This window comes from Pseudomonas izuensis (assembly GCF_002356535.2).
GTDB lineage: Bacteria > Pseudomonadota > Gammaproteobacteria > Pseudomonadales > Pseudomonadaceae > Aquipseudomonas > Aquipseudomonas izuensis.
The window spans coordinates 2,275,734-2,297,960 of the sequence record NZ_AP017423.2; the positions used below are offsets into that span (position 1 = coordinate 2,275,734).

General features: G+C 59.5%; 17 protein-coding genes and 1 pseudogene. 11 read left to right on the top strand and 7 right to left on the bottom strand.

The features are described 5' to 3' along the window. The first annotated feature begins 111 nt into the window (after positions 1–111). Positions 112–2,751, top strand: coding sequence for a DNA ligase D (gene ligD / locus LAB08_RS10300; protein ID WP_096512311.1), 2,640 nt, complete (start codon positions 112–114; stop codon positions 2,749–2,751). A gap of 146 nt (positions 2,752–2,897) precedes the next feature. On the opposite strand, the gene LAB08_RS10305 is transcribed toward ligD, so the two are convergent. The 6 genes from LAB08_RS10305 to potE all read right to left on the bottom strand — a co-directional run bounded on the left by LAB08_RS10305 (position 2,898) and on the right by potE (position 9,971). After that, positions 2,898–3,572, bottom strand: coding sequence for a DUF3313 domain-containing protein (locus tag LAB08_RS10305; protein ID WP_096512310.1), 675 nt, complete (start codon positions 3,570–3,572; stop codon positions 2,898–2,900). 46 nt (positions 3,573–3,618) lie between these two features. Beyond that, positions 3,619–4,887, bottom strand: a complete 1,269-nt coding sequence (locus tag LAB08_RS10310; RefSeq protein ID WP_096512309.1) for an OmpP1/FadL family transporter — start codon at positions 4,885–4,887, stop codon at positions 3,619–3,621. 314 nt (positions 4,888–5,201) lie between these two features. After that, complete coding sequence (locus LAB08_RS10315) at positions 5,202–5,480, bottom strand: DUF3303 domain-containing protein (protein ID WP_096512308.1); 279 nt, start codon at positions 5,478–5,480, stop codon at positions 5,202–5,204. Between the two features lie 186 nt (positions 5,481–5,666). Then, positions 5,667–6,068, bottom strand: coding sequence for a hypothetical protein (locus LAB08_RS10320; protein ID WP_096512307.1), 402 nt, complete (start codon positions 6,066–6,068; stop codon positions 5,667–5,669). Between the two features lie 211 nt (positions 6,069–6,279). After that, entirely contained in the window at positions 6,280–8,565 is a 2,286-nt protein-coding gene (locus tag LAB08_RS10325) for an Orn/Lys/Arg family decarboxylase (RefSeq protein ID WP_096512306.1), read from the bottom strand. A 23-nt stretch (positions 8,566–8,588) separates the two neighbouring features. Further along, positions 8,589–9,971, bottom strand: a complete 1,383-nt coding sequence (gene potE, locus LAB08_RS10330; protein ID WP_096512305.1) for a putrescine-ornithine antiporter — start codon at positions 9,969–9,971, stop codon at positions 8,589–8,591. Between the two features lie 185 nt (positions 9,972–10,156). Between potE and LAB08_RS10335 the strand changes: the two genes are divergently transcribed. The 3 genes from LAB08_RS10335 (at position 10,157) to LAB08_RS10345 (ending at position 12,539) form a co-directional block, all read left to right on the top strand. Then, a complete protein-coding gene (locus tag LAB08_RS10335; protein WP_096512304.1) occupies positions 10,157–10,486 on the top strand; it encodes a hypothetical protein in 330 nt (109 codons plus the stop codon). Positions 10,487–10,743: 257 nt separating this feature from the next. Next, a complete protein-coding gene (locus tag LAB08_RS10340; RefSeq protein WP_096515480.1) occupies positions 10,744–11,160 on the top strand; it encodes an organic hydroperoxide resistance protein in 417 nt (138 codons plus the stop codon). A 731-nt stretch (positions 11,161–11,891) separates the two neighbouring features. Beyond that, the gene (locus LAB08_RS10345; protein WP_096512302.1) at positions 11,892–12,539 is read left to right on the top strand and encodes a hypothetical protein; all 648 of its coding nucleotides are present in this window, start codon (positions 11,892–11,894) and stop codon (positions 12,537–12,539) included. Between the two features lie 133 nt (positions 12,540–12,672). Here the strand turns inward: LAB08_RS10345 and LAB08_RS10350 are convergent, their stop codons facing one another. Beyond that, the gene (locus LAB08_RS10350; protein WP_096512301.1) at positions 12,673–13,581 is read right to left on the bottom strand and encodes a LysR family transcriptional regulator; all 909 of its coding nucleotides are present in this window, start codon (positions 13,579–13,581) and stop codon (positions 12,673–12,675) included. Positions 13,582–13,719: 138 nt separating this feature from the next. On the opposite strand from LAB08_RS10350, the gene LAB08_RS10355 reads away from it, so the two are divergent. The 7 genes and pseudogenes from LAB08_RS10355 (at position 13,720) to LAB08_RS10380 (ending at position 22,226) form a co-directional block, all read left to right on the top strand. Further along, positions 13,720–14,775 (top strand): tartrate dehydrogenase, encoded by a 1,056-nt coding sequence (locus tag LAB08_RS10355; RefSeq protein ID WP_096512300.1) that lies wholly within the window; start codon positions 13,720–13,722, stop codon positions 14,773–14,775. Between the two features lie 106 nt (positions 14,776–14,881). Continuing rightward, the gene (locus LAB08_RS10360) at positions 14,882–16,210 is read left to right on the top strand and encodes a dicarboxylate/amino acid:cation symporter (RefSeq protein WP_096512299.1); all 1,329 of its coding nucleotides are present in this window, start codon (positions 14,882–14,884) and stop codon (positions 16,208–16,210) included. Positions 16,211–17,021: 811 nt separating this feature from the next. Beyond that, the gene (locus tag LAB08_RS10365; protein ID WP_096512297.1) at positions 17,022–17,927 is read left to right on the top strand and encodes a LysR substrate-binding domain-containing protein; all 906 of its coding nucleotides are present in this window, start codon (positions 17,022–17,024) and stop codon (positions 17,925–17,927) included. A 257-nt stretch (positions 17,928–18,184) separates the two neighbouring features. After that, positions 18,185–19,372, top strand: coding sequence for an aromatic ring-hydroxylating oxygenase subunit alpha (locus tag LAB08_RS10370; RefSeq protein WP_172901619.1), 1,188 nt, complete (start codon positions 18,185–18,187; stop codon positions 19,370–19,372). A gap of 11 nt (positions 19,373–19,383) precedes the next feature. Continuing rightward, positions 19,384–20,829: an aldehyde dehydrogenase family protein gene (locus LAB08_RS10375; protein WP_096512296.1), complete on the top strand. Its 1,446-nt coding sequence runs from the start codon at positions 19,384–19,386 to the stop codon at positions 20,827–20,829. 5 nt (positions 20,830–20,834) lie between these two features. After that, a pseudogene (locus LAB08_RS30300) lies at positions 20,835–20,999 on the top strand (rubredoxin); the annotation flags it as partial. Next, positions 20,988–22,226, top strand: a complete 1,239-nt coding sequence (locus tag LAB08_RS10380) for an FAD-dependent oxidoreductase (RefSeq protein ID WP_254007540.1) — start codon at positions 20,988–20,990, stop codon at positions 22,224–22,226. The pseudogene LAB08_RS30300 and the gene LAB08_RS10380, both read left to right, overlap by 12 nt. Position 22,227 lies beyond the last annotated feature (1 nt).

The window sequence follows — 22,227 nt, forward strand, 5'->3', positions numbered from 1 at the left end:
GGCCGTCTGTCCGGGCACATTCACCGTCGATGGAATTTTTACGCGCACGGCTCGCTCTGCTGAGGGAGAGACGCGCTGAATCCGCGTCCTGCAGCGATCAGCAGGTGAGCGATGAACAAGGACCTCGACGACTACAACCGCAAGCGCGATTTTTCGGCGACATCAGAACCGGCCGCCATCAAGCGAACCGGCAAAAAGAACGCCAGGGATCATGCCTTGCAGTTTTGCATCCAGAAGCACGACGCTTCGCGCCTGCACTACGACTTTCGCCTGGAGCTCGACGGCGCGCTCAAGAGCTGGGCAGTGCCCAAGGGACCGTCACTGGACCCCAGGGTCAAGCGCCTGGCGGTGCACGTCGAGGACCATCCGATCGACTACGCCACGTTCGAGGGCAGTATCCCCGAAGGGCATTACGGCGCCGGCGATGTGATTGTCTGGGACCGTGGTGTATGGATCCCCCAGGACGACCCGGCCAAGGCCTACGCCAAGGGCCGGCTCAAGTTCGAACTGCAAGGCGAGAAGCTCGCCGGTTTGTGGAACCTGGTGCGCACGCACATGCCGGGCAAGCAGGAGCAGTGGTTCCTGATCAAGCATCAGGACGGGGCGGCCAGAGCCGAAGACGATTACGACGTGGTCGCCGCCGAGCCGAACAGCGTGCTCAGTGATCGCAGCATCGTGGCCAGGACACCGAAGGCTGCCCGGCCCGCCAATGTTCCCAAACCCGCCAAGGCCATCAAAAAACCGGCCACCGCGGTTCGCCGGGAAACGTCCGCGCCACTCACCGGCGCGCACAAAGCCAGGTTGCCGGACCAGATCAAGCCGGAACTGGCGACACTGGTGGAAAAGGCCCCGGACGGCGAGTGGGCTTATGAAGTCAAATTTGACGGCTACCGGATCATGGCGCGCATCGACCACGAAGAGGTCAGGCTCTTCACTCGCAACGGTCACGACTGGACCCACAAGCTGCCCGGTCAGGCCAAGGCGCTGGAAGGCCTGGGGCTGGAATCGGCCTGGCTCGACGGTGAAATGGTGGTGGTTGACGAACAGGGACTGCCGGACTTCCAGGCGCTGCAAAATGCTTTCGATGCCGGACGCAGTGGCAACATCCTCTACTACCTGTTCGACTTGCCCTATCTCAACGGCGTGGACCTGCGCGAAGTGCCGGTCGAAGAACGCCGGGCGGCGTTGGCGACCGTGCTCAAAACCAGCACAGACCCGTTGCTGCGCTTTTCCGACAGCTTCAGCGAAGACCCTGAGGCCCTGCTCAACAGCGCCTGCCAGATGCGCATGGAAGGCCTGATCGGCAAGCGCCTGGGCTCGGCCTACGTGTCCCGGCGCAGCAGCGACTGGATCAAACTCAAGTGCAAACATCGGCAGGAGTTTGTCATCGTCGGTTTCACCGATCCCAAGGGGGCACGCAGTGCCTTCGGTGCATTGTTGTTGGGTTTGCATGATCGCGACAGTGGCGAGTTGCGCTACGCCGGCAAGGTTGGCACCGGCTTCACCGAGGCCACCCTGGGCAGCATTCATGAGCAACTCAAACCCTTGCAGACGAAAAAACCGGCAGTGGTCAATCCACCCGGCGGTGCCGAATTCAGGGGCGTGCATTGGCTCAAGCCCAGCCTGCTGGCGGAAGTGGCCTTTGCTGAAATGACCAAGGAGGGCTCGGTGCGACATGCAGTGTTCCATGGCCTGCGTGACGACAAGCCTGCCAAAGACATTACCGAGGAGCGTCCGACTGCCGTGAAAGCGACTTCTGCGAAACCTGCCCCTGCAAAAAAAGCGGCCCCGGCGAAAAAAACCGCCGTCGCCAAGTCACCCGCCGCGCAAAAGAAAGCCGAGCCTGCACCGTCACAACAAGGCCTGGCCGAGGGCAAGGTCCGCATCACTCACCCGGACCGCGTCATCGATGCCAGCAGCGGCACCACCAAAATGCAACTGGCGCACTATTACGCCAGCGTCGCCGAGTGGATTTTGCCGCAGCTCAAGGATCGCCCGGTGGCGCTGGTGCGTGCGCCAGACGGCATTGCCGGCGAGTTGTTTTTCCAGAAAAACGCCGAGCGCCTGTCCATCCCCGGTATCACCACCCTCGACCAGCAGCTCACCGGGCAGCCGATGATGGTGATCAACAATGCCGAAGCGCTGGTCGGCGCGGTTCAGATGAGCACCGTGGAATTGCACACCTGGAACGCTACTTCGGACAACCTCGACAAACCCGACCGCTTCGTCCTCGACCTCGACCCGGACCCGGCGCTGCCGTGGAAACGCATGGTCGAAGCGACGCAGTTGACCCTGACTGTGCTCGATGAACTGGGGCTCAAGGCGTTTCTCAAGACCAGCGGCGGCAAGGGCATTCACCTGGTGGTGCCGCTGACCCGCAAGCTCGGCTGGGATGAGGTCAAGGATTTCAGTCACGGGATTGTCAGCCACATGGCGAAGCTGCTGCCGGAGCGATTTTCCGCAGTGTCGGGGCCGAAGAACCGGGTAGGGCGGATCTTCATCGATTACCTGCGCAACGGTCTGGGCGCGACCACCATCTGTGCCTACGCCGTGCGCACCCGGGAAGGGTTGCCGGTCTCGGTGCCGATTTTTCGCGAGGAGGTGGGGGAACTCAAGGGGGGTAACCAGTGGAACGTGCACAACGTGCATGAACGCCTGGCCGAAGTGGGCGATGAACCCTGGGCGGAGATGAAGAAAACCCGGCAGACGATCACGGCGGAGATGCGGCGTCGGGTCGGAATGAAAAAATAACCCTCACTGCAATCCGCAGTCCCTGTAGGAGCGAGCTCTGCTCGCGATGGTCGTGAACGTTGACGCGTAAAACCAGATGCCCAACGGCGCCCTCGGGTTTTTCGCGAGTAAGCTCGCTCCTACAGAAAAGCAGATAACCAATCCCGTTACTTTATGAACGCCCGAAGGTCGCTATCCAACTTGTCGATCGCCGCTTTGAAATCCTGGGCGGTGACTTTCTGGCTTTCGTTGGACAACTGCTTGCCAAACACCTTGCGCACCACCCTGGCCACGGTCTGGTTGCTTTTCGCGTCGATGAATTCGGCCTCGATAAACAATTCAGTGTCCTGGTCCCGGTGACCGGTGGCGGCCTGAGTCGCGCCAACGACGGCAGCGATGGGGACCACTTCATACCATTTCATACCTTCGTTCGAGGCGCTGACCCCGGTGATGGCCGAGCGCATGATCAAGGTTTTCGAGCCGGCCGGTGCTGCGCTTGCGCTGTTGACGACCCGGTACTTCTGTCCCAGCGTAGCTTTGGCCTTATTGGACATGTAATTCTGAATGTCAGTAAGCGTCTGCTGGTTGACCCGCTCATTGGGCTTGGGGGCCGGATAGAGTTCCAGTTTGTTGAACGCCACGGTGTTGTACGCATTGGGGTTCCACGACGGGCTCACCCAGCGCATCGCGGTACCGCCGCTTGGCGTGGAGACTTCTTGCAGGTTGTTGTAGTTGGACAGGAAGCCGGAGTACTGCTCCCGTTCGGTGACTTTGGAGGTGCAGCCACCGAGCAGGAGCCCGGTCAGTGCGGTGCCGATGAGCAATTTTCGGGTCAGGTTCATAGTGCTGTGTGCTCCTTGGATCAGGTCGTTTTTCATTAGCGGAAAATCAGAAACGCCAAGTCATGTTGCCGGTCACGGCTTGAATCCAGGCATCGTCGAATTGACCGGAAATCCGATTGCCTGACACAGTCTTGGTCTGGTCCACCGGCATGTCGCCCAACCAGATCATGGCCAAACTGACATTGATGTCGGTGTCCCTGTTCAGAGCATAGGTGGCTCCTGTCGCAATGCGCCAGGACTCACCCATTGGCACGATCGCCGAACGCCTGTTGTCCGAAACGGCACTGCTGTCGTAGGCCACGCCGAAATTCCACAGCAGTTGTTGGGTGGCCTGGTATTGCGCGCCGAGCGACAGGTGCCAGGTGTCCTTGAAGCCCGCATCGATGGTGGTCGAGCGGGCATCATTGGCCGTGGTGTCGACCTGCACGCCGATATCGCCGAATTCCGACCAGTCCTGCCAGTTGACCGAGGCGAGCAAGGCCCACTGCCTGTCCAGTTGCTGGAACAGGCTCAGGGTGACGGTTTGCGGCACGGTTATATCAAGTTGGGTGTTGGTGCCATCGAGACGCTGCAACAACGGGCCGTCGCCCTTGATGTCCAGGCCGTCCTCGAACTCCAGATCGACTTTGCTGGTGTAGGTCAGGCCAATGCGGGTTCCGGGTTGCGGGGCGTAGATCACCCCCACATTGGCGCCGAAACCCCAATCCTTGTCCTTGTATTTGAACTGGCCGTCACCGCGGTCGGTGAAGCCGAACGGTGAGCGATCGATGGCGGTCTGCGCTTGCAGCATGCCGTACATGGCCTTGATGCCGACACCCACCGACCATTGTTCGTTGAAGCGGTACGCCACGCTCGGCACCAATGACAAACCGAGCAGGCTGGAGTTCTGCGTGAAGTAGCGCCCGGACCAGTCATTGTCGTAATTGACCGCCAGGCCGAAGTCACCGTATTGGCCGAAGCCGACGCTCCAATGGTCATCCAGTGCATGGCTGATGAAAAAACTGCCACCGGGTATCGGGTCCAGGGCGTTGCCACTGCCGCTGCCCGCCACGTTGGTGCCTTCGTCGCGATCGAATTTCAGATCGCCGTAGAGCACCTGCAAGCCAGCGGTGATCTGCGTACCCGGCAGGTAACTCATACCTGCCGGGTTGCTGGCAATGGTCGATGGGCCCTGGGCCCGGGCCGCAGCACCGGCGTTGGCCAGGCCGACGTTGTCGGTGCCGACTTCGTAGAGCAAGATACCGCCCGCCCAGGTTTGCTGACAGCAGAGGGCGAGCAGGGTGACGACGGGCAGAGCAGTTATCTTTGGCTGCATGGCGTCAGTACTCCAGAGCCGTTTCCCACAGCTCCGCAAATGTGGTGTCCCGCGAAAAGAGAGTAGGTTCTAATCGTTAAAAAGCCAGTGAATGCCGTGCATCCTTGTGATCTGATTCACCAGGCTTACAGGGATTTCAGTGATTAAAGTCGATTGTTGAGGCCTTGCGGCGCGGCGCGTTTCGACGCCGAATGGCGATGCTCCAGAGGCTGATCAACGCGGATTTGAAGGGAGCGAGGGGCAGGACGGGCTATACAGTCTGTCTTGAACAAAAGTGACGAGGCGGCGAGCGGCACTCGCCGCCTCGATGGCGATTATTTGCCGACAATGCCTGCCAGTAGCGGCGCCATCTGCTCGTCGGTCAATGCGACCTGGACGTCCATGGTCATGAGGTCGCTCCAGTCCAGCACCCATTTCTGAATCAATGCCGGATCACTGGCTTCCGCCACGCCAAAACCCGCCGCGCCACCCACGGCGTACCAGCGCCCGATCAATTTGACGCCTGCGGGGGGCGCGCCACCGGTCTTGAGGAAACGCTCGATCGCACTGTTGCGATTTGCCGAACTGAGCGTCCAGTTGACGATGAATAACATCGGCCACCTCCTGTTGCGGATTGGCACCTGATTTCCTTGGCGTACCTGGTTGGCGCCGGGGCCAGGGTCGCACTCGGTTTCCAGTTCCGTCCTGGCTGGTGTGCAGCAAAAACTCCCATGAGAAGGCATAGCAGCGCGCTGCGCTGTGCGTACGACCGCTGATCTTCTTGTGGGACACAGGGGGTCTCATGCATCGCGCAACAGGTCGTTGGCGTTGAGCACTTCGTAGGCGATTTCCGGACGCTTTTCCATGGCGCGGCGGATCGCGGCCGGGATCGATGCGCGGGTTTTGCGGCACAATCCCGGCAGGTCGCCGACGTAAATGCCGATCCCGCGCATGGTCCGCACTTCGTTTGCACTCGGGACGATGTCGACGCGGATGCCCAGTTGCTCGAACATTCGCCGTTGCAGGTGTTCTAGATCCTGGAAACTCGACAGGTTTTCCAGGCGCTCGATCAGGCGCTTTTCTTCGGTGCGGGTCAGAAACAGGATGCGCACGTCCGCCCCCGGTGTTTCCAGCAACGGGTCACGCCCGCAATCGCAGGCACCGGGCGGGCAGGGTTGGCGGATCGGAGCAGAGGTTGTCATGGGGTTCAATCATAGAGCGCTGTGATCGAGTTTGCCCATAGGGTTTTGGATTGATGGCGAGACAATGTGTAAGGGAGATCCAAAGTGAAAGGAGATCCCTTGTGGGAGCGAGCCTGCTCGCGAAAGCGGAGTGTCAGGCAACCTATACAGTGACTGACACTCCGCCTTCGCGAGCAGGCTCGCTCCCACATTTTGGTTTTGCGTGGGCCTGTTATTTCAGTACCAACATCCGATAAACCCCGTTCTCGACTTCGATCCCGTGGGTGTCATGGGTGAAGCCGGGGAAGGATCTGTCGAACGCTTCCAGCGCCTTGAGATAGGCCAGCAACGCTCCGTCCGCAGGCCCGGCATTCTCGCCCGGCATCAGCAATGGAATGCCCGGTGGATACGGCACGATACCGGTGGCGGCAAGGCGGCCGGCGGCCTGTTCCAGGGTCACCAGCTCGATGTCGTTGCGCACCAGTTTCTCGTAGGCCTCCACCGGGCTGAATTCGGCTTTGGGCAGGGTGCCGAACGCCTGGGCCATGTTGGCGGTGGTCTTGTGTTTCTTCATGGCGGCGAAGATTTCGTCGGCCAGGTCCTTCAGGCCCATGCCGGCATAGCGTTGCTGGTGGGCGTTGTACAGGTCGGGCAGGCAGAGTTCGAGCTCGGCGTTGTCGTCGTAATCACGCTTGAAGTCGAGCAAGGCGTTGAGCAACGTACCCCACTTGCCTTTGGTGATGCCGATGGAGAACAGGAACAGGATGGTGAAGTCGGTGGTTTTCTCGACCACGATCCCCTGACGGCCCAGGTACGCCGTGACCACGCAAGCGGGGATGCCTGAAGCCAGCAGGTTGCCGTCGTCGCCCATGCCGGGGCTGAGCACCGAGACCTTGATCGGGTCGAGCATGCAGTAGCCATCTTCGATGTCACCGAAACCGTGCCATACCGCATTGGGGTGCAGGACCCAGCAGTTCGGATCGGTTTTCAGTTGTGCCGGATCGACCTCATGGAACGGCACGGTGGCCGCGCCAACCTGTACGGTCGGTGGCTGCCAGCAGGTGAAGAACCAGTCGTCCTTGCTCAGCATCTCGTTGTGCATGCGCGAAAGGACCTGGCGGAAGCTGATGGCTTCTTCGATCGATTCGCTGGTGAGGATCTGCCCGCTCGGTGCTTCCATCATTGCCGAGCTGACGTCGCAGGACGCCATGATCGCGTAGTTGGGCGACGTCGAGGCGTGCATCATGAACGATTCGTTGAAGCGCGCGTGCTCGATCGGGTTGCGGCCGTCGCGCACGTGGATCATCGAGGCCTGGGACAGGGCGGCCAGCAACTTGTGCGTCGAATGGGTGGCGAACACGGTCGGCTTGGACTTGTCATGGTCCTCCGGGTTGCCGTGCATGGCATGGCGCCCACTGTACAGCGGGTTGAAACGCGCGTAAGCGTACCACGCTTCGTCGAAGTGCAGACGGTCAACGCTTTCGCCCAGCAGCTCTTCGACGCGGGTGACGTTGTAGGTCAGTCCGTCATAGGTGGAGTTGGTGACGATCGCATGCACCGGCGTCGCGTCGATGCCTTTCTTGACCAGCGGGTTGTTGGCAATGGCGGCTTTAACGCCTTCGGCGCTGAGGGTTTGCGGCAGGATCGGGCCGATGATGCCGTAGCGGTTGCGGGTCGGTACCAGGTAAGTCGGAATGGCGCCGGACAGGGTCATCGCATGTTCGGCGGACTTGTGGCAATTGCGGTCGCACAGGGCGATCTGGTTGCGTGTGACACTCGCCATCAGAATGACGCGGTTGGACATCGACGAACCGTTGGTCACGTAGTACGTGCGGTGCGCACCGAAGACCTTGGCGGCATAACGCTCGCCCTGGCCGATAGGGCCGCTGTGGTCGAGCAGCGAACCGAGTTCGCCGACCGAGATCGACAGGTCGGAACGCAACAGGTTTTCCCCGAAAAATTCGTAGAAGGCCCGTCCTGCCGTGCTTTTCAGGAACGCCGTGCCGCCGGCGTGGCCGGGGGTGTGCCATGAGTATTCATAGGTGCGGGCAAACTTCACCAGCGCGCCGAACATCGGTGGCAAGGCGGCCTGACGATAGCGTTCGATGGCCGCGAGAATGCGCCCGCTGAGGAAGCGAGAGGTGTCTTCGGGCAGCCAGATGAAGTCGTCGGCGTGCTGCATGACCAACAACGGAATGCTCGACGCAGTGGTACGGTCGCTGATCAGGAACACCGGCACTCGCGTGTTGCGCTCGCGCAGCTTGACCAGCAATTTGATGCAGTCGGCGTGGCCTTCGCTGGTGTCCATTTCCCAACTGATCAGCACGCATTGAACGGCAGGGTCCGAACGCAGGATCGACGCGGCGTCGCTGAGGCTTTGCGAAGCCAGTACGGCGACGCCTCGTCCCTCTACGTCATGGACCAACTGATCCAGGGCGCGGCCAAACACCGTGCGCTTGTCCGCGGGGCTGCTGACCAGTAGCGCCAGCATGCCCAGGGAATGTTTATAGTCCGTCATCACTTAACCTCCAGAGTATTTGATTACAAGCTGTTCACCGGCACGGGTTCGCCAGTGATGTGCTGCGCACTGACGGTCTGCGTCGGTACACTGTTGTTGAGCGCTTCGAGGCGGATCAGGCGGTTGTTGACGAAGCCGAACAGCGTGTAGCCGAAGATGGTCGCCACGCCGCCGAGCATCAGCGCCTGCTCGCCCGAGCTGTACAGCGCCAGATAGCTGTAGGCCGCTGCAATCACGGCAATGAAGTTGGTGACCATCGCCTTGCTTTCCGGCACGTTGGAAATCTTTTGCATGGTCATCAAAGCGGCCATCGAGAGGATGTAGGGCACGAGGTTGGTGACCACCGCGAGGTTGACCAGGGTATTGAACTGCTTGCTCAGGTCGGGGCTGATGGTCAGCAGGGCCAGAGCGGTTTGCGCCGCCAGCAGCACCAGCATGCCGATGATCGGCGTGCCGGCCTTGTTGCCCTTGGCGAAGATTGGCAGGAAGTAACCGGTGTTCGCCGAGCTGGCGTATACCTGGGCAATAGTGAACTGCCAGCCGAGCAGCGAGCCGATGCAGGCGAGTACCATCGCCGCCATCACGATGTCACCGACGAACGGGGTGAACATCTTGGCGAACACCAGGCCGAAAGGTGCGGTGGAGGCGACCAGTTCTTCGTTGCCGACGATACCGAAGATAACGTTGGTGGAGACGATGTAGATCACCGCCGCCCCCAGGGTGCCGCCCAGCACGGCAATCGGTACGTTGCGCTCGGGGTTTTCCACTGCCTCGGTGTTGGCGCAAGCCGATTCCAGGCCGAGGAAGGCCCATAGGGTGATTGCCACCGAGGCGCCCGCCGCTTCGAACCAGCTCTTGTCGTGAGGGTTCCAGCCTGCCGCATAAACGCTGCTGTCGAACCAGAACCAGCCAACCGTGGAGACCAGCACCACCGGTGCAATCACACCCCAGACCGTCACCGCGCCGATCCGGCCGGTAATGCGGGCGCCGCCAAAGTTGGCGAACGTGGTGATCCATAACAAGGCGATGGTCGCCAGACCTACTTGCAGGGAGTCAAGTTTTATCCCGAATAAAACCTGGATATAACCCACCGCAGTAATACTAATCGCCACGTTGGCAATCAACAGCGAGAGTCCGTAGGTGTAGTTGGTGATGTAGTTACCTGCTTTACCGAACGTGTATTCGGCATAACCACCCATGCCGCCGGTCTTGCGGCTGAGCATCCCGCATCGCGCAAAGGCGTAGGCCAGAGCGAGGGAGCCGGTGGCCGTCACCAGCCAGGAAAGAATCGAAATTGCACCAACTTCCGCGAGTTTCGTCGGTAGTAGCACAATGCCTGAGCCCAACATGTTGACGGCAGTCAACATTGTCAGTTGCCCTACACTCATTTTCTTCGCGACTGACATTCCGTGGCCTCATTAGTTGGCAGAAGAGATTGTTAGCTATAGCAAAGGATGGAAATGTCGCAAGAAAATGACTCTTGTTTAATGATCGGGATCAGGGTTTTACCGATAAGGCACTATGCTGGCCCCCGGATTGCTCGCTTATCGCCAGAATCGCTTCAATTTCAGGTGGTTAGGGTGGGAAGCTAATGCGCAATGTATGGGTCGTACTGATCTCGGTCGGTGTCGCGGGTTTTGCAGTGTCTGCCCAGGCCAGGGAGCTGATGCCCAATGAGCGTTATATGTGCAGTTGGGGCGCGGGGACGGCTGCCAGGGCGCAGGAACTCAAGTTAGCCGGGGTTTCTCTTTATGCCGCGCGGCAGAAAATCCATTCTTACAAGTTTGCCAAGTCGTGGATGCGGATGATGGCCATGGGCATTACCGAGCAGACTTATGACAGCCCGACCAGGATCAAGCCAGAGGCGGTTCGGGAGAGTTTTTATGACGATTGTGTGAAGTACAAGTTGGCGCGCAAATGAGGTTTTTAAAAGCCTGTAGGAGCTGGCTTGCCAGCGAAGAGGGCGCCAACATCGACATCAATGTTGACTGATAATCCGCTTTCGCTGGCAAGCCAGCTCCTACAGGGCTTCCCCGGCGGATGTGGAAGGTGACCTTTGTCGGATCAAGCTCCCGGTTGTGCAGCGACGTCTATATTGAGTGTCCGGCATCAACCCTGAAGGCCGTTTTTCTGATTTACCTGAACGTGCATAAACCCCATTTCAATCAGGAGATCATCATGACCCAGCTCGACAAAGTACTGTACACCGCCAAAACCCACACCACGGGTGGCCGCGATGGCGCATCCAGAAGCTCGGATGGGATTCTGGATATCAAACTCTCGTCCCCGGGCACCAATGGTGGTGGTACCAATCCGGAGCAACTGTTCGCCGCCGGTTGGTCAGCCTGTTTCATCGGCGCGATGGGCGTCGCTGCCAAAGAGCTGAAAGTTGCGCTGCCCAAGGATGTGGCCGTCGACACCGAAGTCGACCTGGGCACCAATGAAGGTGGCTACCTGCTGCAGGCGCGACTCAACGTCAGCCTGCCGGGACTGGATCGCGAAACCGCACAGAAACTCGTCGACACCGGACACAAGTACTGCCCGTACTCCAAAGCCACGCGCAACAACATCAACGTCGTGGTCAGGCTCGCCTGAGCTGAAATAAAAAAGGTCCTGGCGACCCGTCTGCAAAGCAGTGTCGCCAAGACCTGGACACATTCAAGAGTCAGGGAGTGAACATTTCTGGACGTGTTCTGATTTAAGTTATTTGCAGGACTCATAATGATGAAGTCTATTTGTCGTGCGAAATGTTGTCTGTACTTGTATACAAGCTAGTTCCATTTGGTGTCCGGCACGCTAAAAATAGTATGACTGTTTTAGTTCTTGGGGTGTAAATGACAATGGTTCGCTGGTTTCCGTGTTTATTTATCTTCGAGGCAACTAGTGGATCCAATTGGCGATGACAAGGATCATGTAAGCCAACCAGCTCAGTTGGAATGGGCCTCGACGGGAAAGTTGCCCGGTTAACGCCGCAGTCATTGGCCCTCCAGCCAGTGACCGCTTGTCGGTGATGTGCTGGAGAAATGAACATTTCGGGCCTGCAGCCCTCAGATTCTGCAGCAGGTCACCCATTGGCTTGCTCTTGACGTGCAAAAAGAAGTGGAACCAGAACCTCAAATGCAGTGAGTGCAGATGGGGATTTTTTTACCTGAAATTTGAGGGGTGCTAACTAAGCTGTCATCCATTCATTTGCCGGATCAATAGGATTTCGATAATTAACCTATTGTTTGGTTTTCTTGTATGAGCAAGGTCGTGCAGGGTTGTTTACAACAAGTGCTCTGTTGATTGGCCGATCTGTACTATCGAATAAGGTGGAGAAAATACCCGTGGCGATAAATACAATTATGAGCCTGATCGAAAATAAAGAATTCATGGAGTTTTTGCGGCTTGGCGTTGTTTACGTTCATTTGGTCGCCTGTTGTGTGGCAATTGGTTTAGTACTAACCAGTGATATTGCAATGGTCAGGGATCTGTTGAAACGCAAGGCATTCACTGAACATGATCATGCACACATGGAAAGTCTTCAGCGGTCTGTCGTGGTGGCTTTGATCGGTCTATGGGTGACAGGTGCCGCCATTATCGGCATCGATTACCTGGGCAAGGGCACGGAATACTTCATGAATCCGAAGCTTCACGCGAAGGTGATCATTGTCACGTTGCTGACCTACAACGGCATTCTGCTGCACCGCCTGGTGTTGCCGGCCATGCAAAAGGCAGGCTCCTTGCTCGAACTCGGATTCAGCGCGCGGATGCTGGCGCTGTTTTGTGGCTCGTTGTCGGCGGTGTCCTGGATGTATGCCGCCATGCTCGGTGTCGGACGCCCGCTGGCCTGGAAATATTCGCTCTCCGAACTGTTGATGGCGTATCCGGTGCTGATTGTGTTGGGCTTCCTGGCGATGGTGGCGTTGACTCAGCGAGCCAAGCGCCAGAACACCCTCGATGTGCCGCAGTGGACAAATGCAGCCGCGCACTAGGCCGGTAGCCCTGTAGGAGCTGGCTTGCCAGCGAAAGCAATGTGTCAGCCAATACCTATGTCGATTGACACTTTGCCTTCGCTGCGGTGCGGCGATCCGACAAGCCAGCTCCTATAGGGAAATGGCCAGCGCTTCAGCTGTCCTCAACGTTATCGATATGCTTGAAGCGTTCGATCAGAAAGTCGATCAGGCTGCGTACCCGCGCCGATAAATGCAATTGTTGCGGGTACACCGCATACACGTCGGCGCGGGTCGGCGTCTGGTCTTCCAGCACCAGGCGCAGGCGACCGCTGCGCACATAGCGGGCGATGTCCCATTCGGCCCGCAGCAGAATCCCGAATCCCTCCAATGCCCAGTTCAGGGCCACTTCACCATCGTTGCAGCCCAGGGCGCCATGCACCTTGATGTTGTCCGTGTGCCCGCCGTTGGTGAAGCTCCAGACACCATAGGGTGACTCGTTCTGGCGGATGAAAATGCAATTGTGGTTTTGCAGGTCGCTCAGTTTCTGCGGGGTGCCGTACTTGTCCAGATACAGTGGCGAGGCGCACAACAAGCGACGGTTGGAGGCGATCTTGCGTGCGTGAAAAGCGGCGTCCGGCAGGGTACCGAAACGGATGCCCAGGTCGAAACCGTGGGTGGCCAGGTCCAGTGGGTGGTCACTGATTTCCAACTGAATTTCCACCTCGGGGTACTGCGCGTAAAACGCAGCCAGGGCAGGACCGATGTGGCGGCGGCCGAAGCCGAGCGAAGCATTGACCCGAATCAGGCCCTTGGGCGTCGCGCGGCTGCTGCTGACCAACTGCTCAAGCTCATTGATCTGCGTGAGGATGCGCGCGGCCTGGGAGAAATACAGCTCGCCTTCGGATGTCAGGCTCATCGAGCGTGTGGTGCGGTTAACCAGGCGAATGCCCAGCCGGGCTTCCAGCGCCGTCAGGCGCTTGCTCACCGCCGGTGGCGTGATGCCCAGCTCCCGGGCCGTCGCCGCGAGGCTGCCTTTATTCGCCAGCAGGTAGAAAAACGACAAATCCAGGGTCTGGCTCATTCGTAACTCAAAGTTATTTATGTAGTGATTTGGAGTAACTCACACCTATTTGCTCACTACATATACTCCGCTCACACCCCGCCTGAACAGTCCGGTTCAACGGGAACAACAAGAAATCGATGAGAGTGGAGCCAACCAATGAGCGCATACAAAATCGCAGCAGTGCCAGGTGACGGTATCGGCGTGGAAGTGATCGCCGCAGGCGTCGAGGTGCTGCAGGCCCTGTCGAACAAATCCGGCTTCAAACTGGATTTCAAACACTTCGACTGGAACTCCGACAACTACCTGAAAAACGGCTACTACATTCCCGAGGGTGGCCTGGAAGAACTGAAAACCTTCGACGCGATCTTCTTCGGCGCTGTCGGTGCGCTCAATGTGCCGGACCACATTTCACTGTGGGGCCTGCGCCTGCCGATCTGCCAGGGCTTCGACCAGTACGCCAACGTGCGTCCGGCCCGGGTGTTGCCAGGCGTGAAAAGTCCGCTGCACAACGGTGACCAGATCGATTGGGTGGTGGTGCGGGAAAACTCCGAAGGCGAATACTCCGGTAATGGTGGCCGCGTGCACCGAGGCCTGCCGGAAGAAGTCGCCACTGAAGTCTCGGTGTTCACCCGGGCCGGGGTCGAACGCATTCACCGCTTTGCCTTTGAGCTGGCGCAGAGCCGCCCGCGCAAACACCTGACCATGGTCACCAAGTCCAACGCCCAGCGTCACGGCATGGTGCTGTGGGACGAAATTTTCTACGAAGTGGCCAAGGACTTCCCGGACGTGAAGATCGACAAGGAACTGGTGGACGCCGTGACCACGCGCATGGTGCTCAAACCGTCGACCCTGGACGTGATCGTCGCCACCAACCTGCACGCCGACATCCTCTCGGACCTGGCCGCTGCGCTGTCCGGGAGCCTGGGCATCGCGCCGACCGCCAACCTCAACCCTTCGCGAAAATTCCCCTCGATGTTCGAACCGATCCACGGCTCGGCTTTCGACATCACCGGCAAAGGTGTAGCCAACCCGATCGCAACCTTCTGGACCGCCGCCATGATGCTTGAACACCTGGGTGAAGCTGCGGCCGCGAAACACCTGATGTCGGCCATCGAAGCGGTGACCGAAAGCGGTTTGCACACTCCGGATCTGGGCGGTAACGCCACCACGCGACAGATTACTGATGCGGTGATTGCGCTGATCAACCGCTGATTTTTTTCACTGATTCAAAGTAGTACTGCGGCACAACGCCCGGGGCAGATCAACCGTACCGACCCCCGGGCATTTCCTGACAACAATAAAAAATCAGGGCCCTGTCATGAAAAGAATATTTGGCAAACTCTACGTACAAGTGCTCCTCGCCGTGTTCCTCGGCGCCATCGTCGGGGTCTTCGTTCCCGAAACCGGCGCTGCGCTCAAACCCTTGGGCGATGCGTTCATCAAACTGATCAAAATGCTCCTCGCGCCGGTGATCTTCCTGACCGTGGTCACGGGCATCGCGCGCATGGAAAACATGAAGGAACTGGGCCGGGTCGGCTTTCGCGCGCTGCTGTATTTCGAAGTGGTGTCGACCCTGGCGCTGGTGGTCGGCCTGGTGGTGGTCGATGTGTTCAAGCCCGGCGCCGGCATGAACATCGATGTCGCCACGCTGGATACTTCCAGCCTGGCCACCTACACCTCGGCGGTGAAGCATGCCTCGTTCATGGACTTCATCATGAACATCATCCCCGACACCATTGTCGATGCCTTCGCCAAAGGCAATGTCCTGCAGATCCTGTTGTTCTCCATACTGCTGGGCATTGCCCTGGCCCACGTCGGCCCACGCGGCAAAGCCTTCGTGGATACCCTGGACAGCCTGATGCAGGGCATGTTCCGCATCGTCAACATGGTCATGCGCCTGGCGCCGATCGGCGCATTCGGCGCCATTGCGTTCACCATCGGCAAATACGGCTTCGGCTCGCTGTTCTCCCTGGGCAAGCTGATGGCCTGTGTGTACCTGACCTGCGCGGTGTTCGTGATCTTCGTGCTTGGCCCGATCTGCCGTTACAGCGGTTTCAGCCTGTGGAAATTCCTCAAGTTCATCAAGGAAGAACTGTTCACCGTGCTGGGCACCAGCTCATCGGAATCGGTACTGCCGCAGATGATTTCCAAGATGGAAAAGGCCGGCGTGTCCAAACCCGTCGCCGGAATGATCATTCCCTCCGGCCTGACCTTCAACCCGGACGGGCAAGCGATCTACTACACCATCGCCGCGATCTTCATTGCCCAGGCGACCAACACGCCACTGACCCTGACCGACCAGTTGATCGTGCTGGCGGTGTTGATGTTCACCTCCAAGGGCTCGGCGGGTGTCACTGGTTCCGGGTTCATCATTCTGGCGGCTACCTTGTCGTCCCTGGGGACGATTCCGGTGGCGGGGATGGTGTTGTTGCTGGGTGTCGACCGGTTCATGTCGGAGGCGCGGGCGATTACCAATACCATCGGCAATGGCGTGGGCACCATGGCGATTGCCAAGTGGGTGGGGGCGCTGGATACGGAGAAGATGCATAAGGCGTTGAATGGGGTGGTTGTGGAGGAGAAGCCTGAGGTGGCGCCGGTGGTGGCTAGTCCGTTAATGGCGAAACTAAAAGAGGCGTCTCGGGCATAGCATGGGATGGTGTACATATCCGTTTCTTTGGTAACGGCCACTGGCGGTTTCGCCCTTACGGCGAGTTACTTGGAAATCGGAACGCCGCCCGGCCCCAAGTAACCAAGCGCTCTTGCCCCTTTCGTTCGGTGCCTCGCCTAGGCTCGGCATTCCCTCGCTCCGGTCCTGCTCCGTGGGCCCGCCGCGATGGGCCATCCTTGGCCCAGCGCGGCTAAACCGGCATCCATGCCGGTTTGCCCACTGCGCAGAACCTCCACTCGGCCTCTCGATGGGGCAAGAAAATCAAAAGCAAAAGCAAAAGCAAAAGCAAAAGCAAAAGCTCGGCGGCCTGACAGCCGACCTGATTTCGGACCTGTTTCCGATCCCATTGTGGGAGCGAGCCTGCTCGCGAAAAACGTCCAGACAACGCGGTCATTCAGATAGGGCGCGTTATCGTTGACGTCCATCGCGAGCAGGCTCGCTCCCACAGGGGATCACAGGCAGGTCAAAAATCAGGTCGGCTGTCAGGCCGCCTCGCTTTGGCTTTTGATTTGGGCGCCCCGTTAAACCACGCTGGCCGGAGAGAGGGCATGCCGAGCCTGAGCGAGGCACCGAGTGGTGGGGCAAAAGCCTTTTGGTTACTTTTGGCTGGGCCGGCATTCCGGCTCTTTCAAAAGTGACCCGCCGTGAGGGCGGAACCATAAGTCGCCATCACTCAAATAATGGATATACACCCAATCCCTGAGCGGGTCTGAAGTAGGCGCTGTCCACCCCCCACGCCAAGGACTAAACTCCCGCGATAAAACCAAAACAACGACGTGACCTTGCCTGCATGAAAATTCACCCTTTGCCACCGCTCAACAGTCTGGTCGCGTTCGAAGCCGCAGCGCGCCACTTGAGTTTCACCCTGGCCGCACAAGAGCTGAACGTGACCCAGGGTGCAATCAGCCGCCAGGTACGCCTGCTCGAAGACTACCTGGGTAAGGTTTTATTCGAGCGCACGACCCGCACGATTCACCTGAGTCCGGCGGCCAGTCAATATTACGAAACGGTCCGCACCGCCTTGCTGCAAGTGGCCCAGGCGACGGGTGAGATTCGTCATTGGCAGGGGGCCGAGCAAGTGACGGTGGCCACTAGCACGGCGATGGCGTCACTCTGGCTGCTGCCCAAAGTCAGCGAGTTTCAACGTGAAAACGAAGAGATCGACCTGCGCATCATCGCCCATGATCAGGTCAAGGATTTCTCGCGCCTGGATTGCGATCTGGCGTTGTATTACTGCAGTACCCCACCCCGGGAAATGCAGGTCACGCCATTGTTTTCCGAAGAGGTCTATCCGGTGTGCAGCCCGACTTACCTGGCCAAGCATCCTGCCTTGACGACGCCTGCCGACCTGGCGGCCTGCACATGGCTCGTCCTCGACGATCCGCAGCGCGACTGGATTGGCTGGTCCGAATGGCTCCAGAGCCAGGGATTGAAAAACGTCGAGCCGAAACGCCGGATCAACATCAACAGTTATTCGATGCTGATCCAGTCGGCCATCAGCGGGCAGGGCGTTGCGCTGGCCTGGTCCAATCTGGTCGATGACTACCTGCAGAGCGGCGCGCTGGTGCGGCCGCTGGATGCGGTATTGCGCACCGATGCACAGTTTTGTTTGCTGGAGCCCTTGGGCCGTGGCGGTATGCGCCAAAGCGTAAAGCGCTTCCGCAGCTGGCTAATGAAACAACTCCCGCCCCTGTAGGAGCGAGCCTGCTCGCGAAAAACGCTCAGACAACGCGGTCATTCAGACAGCACTCGTTATCGTTTACGACCATCGCGAGCAGGCTCGCTCCTAGAGGTTGGCGGGCCGCAGATGTCCATATTCATGATCAAAAGTCATGAATCCCTCCCGAAATATCGTTTGTCGACACCCCCCCGTTTTCCGAAACTTGCCGCCAGCGGACCTGGCCAGCAAGCCTGCCGAACAATCCACACCGTGCCCAGCAGGGGAAAACAATAATGACCACCCTCCAACAAATTCCAGTGCATCACCTCGAAACCGTGCTCAATCCGATTCATGAAGCCACCGGCCTGAGCAACGAGTTTTACACCGAACAACGTTACTTCGAACTCGAGCGCGATCAGGTCATGGGTAAGACCTGGGCTTGCGTTGGTTTTGCCAGTGATCTGGGCAAGGCCGGCTCGGTCAAGCCAGTCGACTTCATGGGCCTGCCGCTGCTGCTGATGCGCAACCGCGAAGGCGTGGTTCAGGTGTTCCATAACGTGTGCAGCCACCGCGGCATGAAGCTGGTGGAGGAGGCCGGTGAGGTGCAAGGCGTCATTCGCTGCCCTTACCACTCCTGGACTTACGACCTCAACGGCGGGCTGCGTGGTACGCCCCACGTAGGCGGTATCGATCAGCACAAGGACGAGCGTTTCGCCTGTGAGAAACACGGCTTGAAAGCCATTCGCAGTGCGATCTGGATGGACATGGTGTTCATCAATCTGTCCGGCGATGCACAGCCACTCGAAGACATGCTCGCGCCGCTGACTGCGCGCTGGAGCCAGTTCCTGGGCGAAGACGGCATGAGCCTGCTGAGCCGCCGCCCGGGCCATGACGCCACCACCCTGGACATCAAGTGCAACTGGAAGCTGGCAGTAGAGAACTACTGCGAGGCCTATCACCTGCCATGGGTGCACCCGAGCCTGAACTCCTATTCGCGCCTGGAAGACCACTACAACATCATCGTTGGCGAGCACTTCTCGGGTCAGGGCAGCTACGCCTACAACCTGTCGGACGTCGCCGGCACTCACTTGCCGAAATTCCCGAGCTGGCCGCTGGACCGTCTGCGCAATGCCGAATACGTCGCGTTTTTCCCGAATGTCCTGCTCGGCATCCAGGCCGACCACGCCTTCGCCATGCAACTTGAACCCGTGTCGCCGGGACGCACCATCGAGCACCTGCGCCTGTTCTACGTCGGCGATGAAGCGGCGAGCAGCGAAGCGTTCAGCGCCTGCCGCGATGCCATCCTGGAATCCTGGAAAGTAGTGTTCGCCGAAGACATCAGTTCGGTCGAAGGCATGCAGAAAGGTCGCCATTCCCCAGGCTACAAGGGCGGCGCGTTCTCCCCGGAAATGGACATCCCGACGCACTTCTTCCACCAGTGGGCCGCACGTCAGTTGCTCGCCACCACCCAGTCGGCCTGAGGAGAAGTGCCATGTATCCGATAGCCTCTCACTGGCTCAACTACATCGATGGGCAATGGAGCGATAGCGTCCAGCGTCTGACAGTGAACAACCCAGGCTCCGCCGAGCCGTTGGCGACCATCGCCCAGGCCACCGTGGCCGATGCCGAGCACGCCGTGCAGGCGGCCCGTCGCTGCGCCGATAGCGGCGAGTTGACTCGGGTGCGTCCAGCGCAGCGGGTCACCTGGTTGCTGCGCATCGCCGAAGAAATTCGTGCCGTGGCGGATGAAGGTGCCTGGGTGTTGTGCCAGGAAAACGGCAAGCGCCTGAGCGATGCCAAGGACGAGTTCATCGAGGCGGCGCGTTACTTCGAGTATTACGCCGGCATGGCGGACAAGATCGAGGGCACTTCGATCCCGCTGGGCAACGGGTACATGGACTTTACCTTGTACGACCCGATGGGCGTTTCGGCACAGATCGTGCCGTGGAACTTCCCGGTGTCGATCTGTGCCCGCTCGCTGGCGCCAGCCCTGGCGGCGGGCAACGCGGTGGTCATCAAGTCCCCCGAGCTTTCACCGCTGGGCATGTGCGTGCTGATCCGCGCCATCGCCAATGCCGGCTTGCCTCAGGGCGCGGTCAATCTGATCTGCGGTCGGGGTCGCGAAGTCGGTTCGCATCTGGTCAGCCATCGTGATGTCGACCAGATCGTGTTCACCGGCTCCGTGCCAACAGGCCAGTCCATCCTGCGCGATGCCGCCCGGCACGCGATTCCCGGCGTAATGGAATTGGGCGGCAAATCGGCGGCGATTGCCTTCGCCGATGCCGACCGTGAGCAACTGCTGGCCAGCGTCAAGTCGGGCATCTTCTTCAATGCCGGGCAGGTCTGTTCGGCGATGTCGCGGCTGCTGGTGCAGCGCGAGATCTATGAAGAAGTGGTCGAGGCGGTGGTGGCCATGGCCGAAGGGCTCAGCATTGGCACTGGCCAGGAAAACGCCGACCTCACACCGGTGGTCAGCGCCGGGCAACTGGCGGGCATCGAGGCCTTGTGCCGCCGCGCAATCGAAGAGGGCGCGATAGCGGTGACCGGCGGCGAAGCCTTCGCGGATCGAGCCGGGCACTTCATGCGTCCGACCGTGTTCCGCGATGTCACGCCGCAGATGTGCATCGCTCAGGAAGAAGTGTTCGGGCCAGTGTTGGCGATCATGTCGTTCGATACGGAAGAAGAGGCTATCGCCATCGCCAACGGCACCGAATTCGGTCTGGTGGCCGGGGTGTTTACCCAGGACATCAGCCGCGCCATGCGCTGCACGCGTCGCTTGAAAGCCGGCCAGGTGTTCGTCAACGAATGGTACGCCGGTGGCATCGAAACACCGTTTGGCGGCGTCGGGTTGTCAGGTTTCGGCCGGGAAAAGGGCCAGGAAGCCTTGTACAGCTACGTGCGCACCAAAAACGTGGCGATCCGGATCGCTGGGGAGTGAACAGCATGTTCAAGACTTGGCTATGCATTGTCTGCGGCCTGATTTATGACGAGGCGCTGGGCTGGCCCGAGGACGGGATCCTCGCCGGCACGCGCTGGGAAGATGTTCCCGAAGACTGGATCTGTCCGGAATGCCACGTCGGCAAGGCTGATTTCGAGATGCTCGATATCAGTGAGTATGCCGAAGCGGCTGTGGCGGTCAGCACGCCGCCATTGGCGGTGCCTGTTGTCGCTGCATTGCCGCGCGGGCCGATTGTCATTATCGGCAGTGGTTATGCCGGTTATGGTTTGGCCCAGGCACTGCGCAAGGCTGATGCCGAGGTCGAGATCCGCGTGCTGACCCAGGAGTCCGGGCACCTGTATTCCAAGCCCGCGCTTTCAATCGGACTGTCTCAGGGCAAGAGCGCCGAGGCATTGTCCGGCGAATCACCACTGGCTATCGAACAGCGTCTGAACATTCGCGTTTATCCCCACTGCAAAGTGCTGGGCATCGACAGTTCCAAGCGACGCCTGCGCACCCGTTTCGGTGAAATGGAGTACGGCCAACTGGTGCTCGCCAGCGGTGCGCAACCTATTCGCCTGCCCATCGAAGGTGAAACGGCCGCGATGCTCAGCGTCAACAACCTGCAGGATTACCACGGGTTTCGTGAACGGCTGACCGGTGTGCAACGCGTGGCCATTCTCGGCGATGGCCTGATCGGTTGCGAGTTTGCCAATGACCTTGCGCACAACGGTTTCAGCGTGGATGTCATCGGTCTGGGCCGCTGGCCGATGGAGCGCTTGTTGCCCATCGAGGCCGGACAGGTGCTGCAAAACGCGCTGGGTGAGTTGGGTGTGAAGTGGCACCTGCAGAACACCGTGGAGGCCATCGAGTCGAGCGGGCAGGGCTATCAATTGAAACTCGCGGGCGGCCAAACTCTTGCGGCCGACCTGGTGTTGTCGGCAGTCGGGCTGCGCCCGGATTTGAGTTTGGCCGAGAGCGCGGGCCTCGCGGTTGGCCGAGGCATCCAAGTCAATGCTCAGCTGCAAACCTCGGTGTCGGGTATCTACGCACTGGGCGATTGCATTGAGATCGACGGCCAGTTGTTGCCGTATCTGGCGCCGATCAACCAAGGCATCCAGGCACTGAGCAAAACCCTGCTCGGCCAGCCCACCGCCGTCGATTACCCGCTGATGCCGGTCACGGTGAAAACACCGGCCGCGCCGCTGTGCCTGTTGGCGCCGGCGATAGCCAGTGAAGGGCAATGGCGCTGCACGCCGACGCCAGACGGGTTGAGCGCCGGGTTCTATGACGCCGAGGGCAGGCTCAATGGCTTCGTGCTGTTGGGTCGCCACGCACAAACGCAACGCAGCGCATTGCTGCAGTCCTGTCAGAACGCTCAGCAGGCTGTCGCCTGAG

What these genes read in the sequence shown, in the direction of transcription:
- ligD (WP_096512311.1), top strand. Translation starts at nt 112, where the DNA reads ATGAACAAGGACCTCGACGACTACAACCGCAAGCGCGATTTTTCGGCG.
- LAB08_RS10305 (WP_096512310.1), bottom strand. Translation starts at nt 3,572, where the DNA reads ATGAACCTGACCCGAAAATTGCTCATCGGCACCGCACTGACCGGGCTC.
- LAB08_RS10310 (WP_096512309.1), bottom strand. Translation starts at nt 4,887, where the DNA reads ATGCAGCCAAAGATAACTGCTCTGCCCGTCGTCACCCTGCTCGCCCTC.
- LAB08_RS10315 (WP_096512308.1), bottom strand. Translation starts at nt 5,480, where the DNA reads ATGTTATTCATCGTCAACTGGACGCTCAGTTCGGCAAATCGCAACAGT.
- LAB08_RS10320 (WP_096512307.1), bottom strand. Translation starts at nt 6,068, where the DNA reads ATGACAACCTCTGCTCCGATCCGCCAACCCTGCCCGCCCGGTGCCTGC.
- LAB08_RS10325 (WP_096512306.1), bottom strand. Translation starts at nt 8,565, where the DNA reads ATGACGGACTATAAACATTCCCTGGGCATGCTGGCGCTACTGGTCAGC.
- potE (WP_096512305.1), bottom strand. Translation starts at nt 9,971, where the DNA reads ATGTCAGTCGCGAAGAAAATGAGTGTAGGGCAACTGACAATGTTGACT.
- LAB08_RS10335 (WP_096512304.1), top strand. Translation starts at nt 10,157, where the DNA reads ATGCGCAATGTATGGGTCGTACTGATCTCGGTCGGTGTCGCGGGTTTT.
- LAB08_RS10340 (WP_096515480.1), top strand. Translation starts at nt 10,744, where the DNA reads ATGACCCAGCTCGACAAAGTACTGTACACCGCCAAAACCCACACCACG.
- LAB08_RS10350 (WP_096512301.1), bottom strand. Translation starts at nt 13,581, where the DNA reads ATGAGCCAGACCCTGGATTTGTCGTTTTTCTACCTGCTGGCGAATAAA.
- LAB08_RS10355 (WP_096512300.1), top strand. Translation starts at nt 13,720, where the DNA reads ATGAGCGCATACAAAATCGCAGCAGTGCCAGGTGACGGTATCGGCGTG.
- LAB08_RS10360 (WP_096512299.1), top strand. Translation starts at nt 14,882, where the DNA reads ATGAAAAGAATATTTGGCAAACTCTACGTACAAGTGCTCCTCGCCGTG.
- LAB08_RS10365 (WP_096512297.1), top strand. Translation starts at nt 17,022, where the DNA reads ATGAAAATTCACCCTTTGCCACCGCTCAACAGTCTGGTCGCGTTCGAA.
- LAB08_RS10370 (WP_172901619.1), top strand. Translation starts at nt 18,185, where the DNA reads ATGACCACCCTCCAACAAATTCCAGTGCATCACCTCGAAACCGTGCTC.
- LAB08_RS10375 (WP_096512296.1), top strand. Translation starts at nt 19,384, where the DNA reads ATGTATCCGATAGCCTCTCACTGGCTCAACTACATCGATGGGCAATGG.
- LAB08_RS10380 (WP_254007540.1), top strand. Translation starts at nt 20,988, where the DNA reads ATGCTCGATATCAGTGAGTATGCCGAAGCGGCTGTGGCGGTCAGCACG.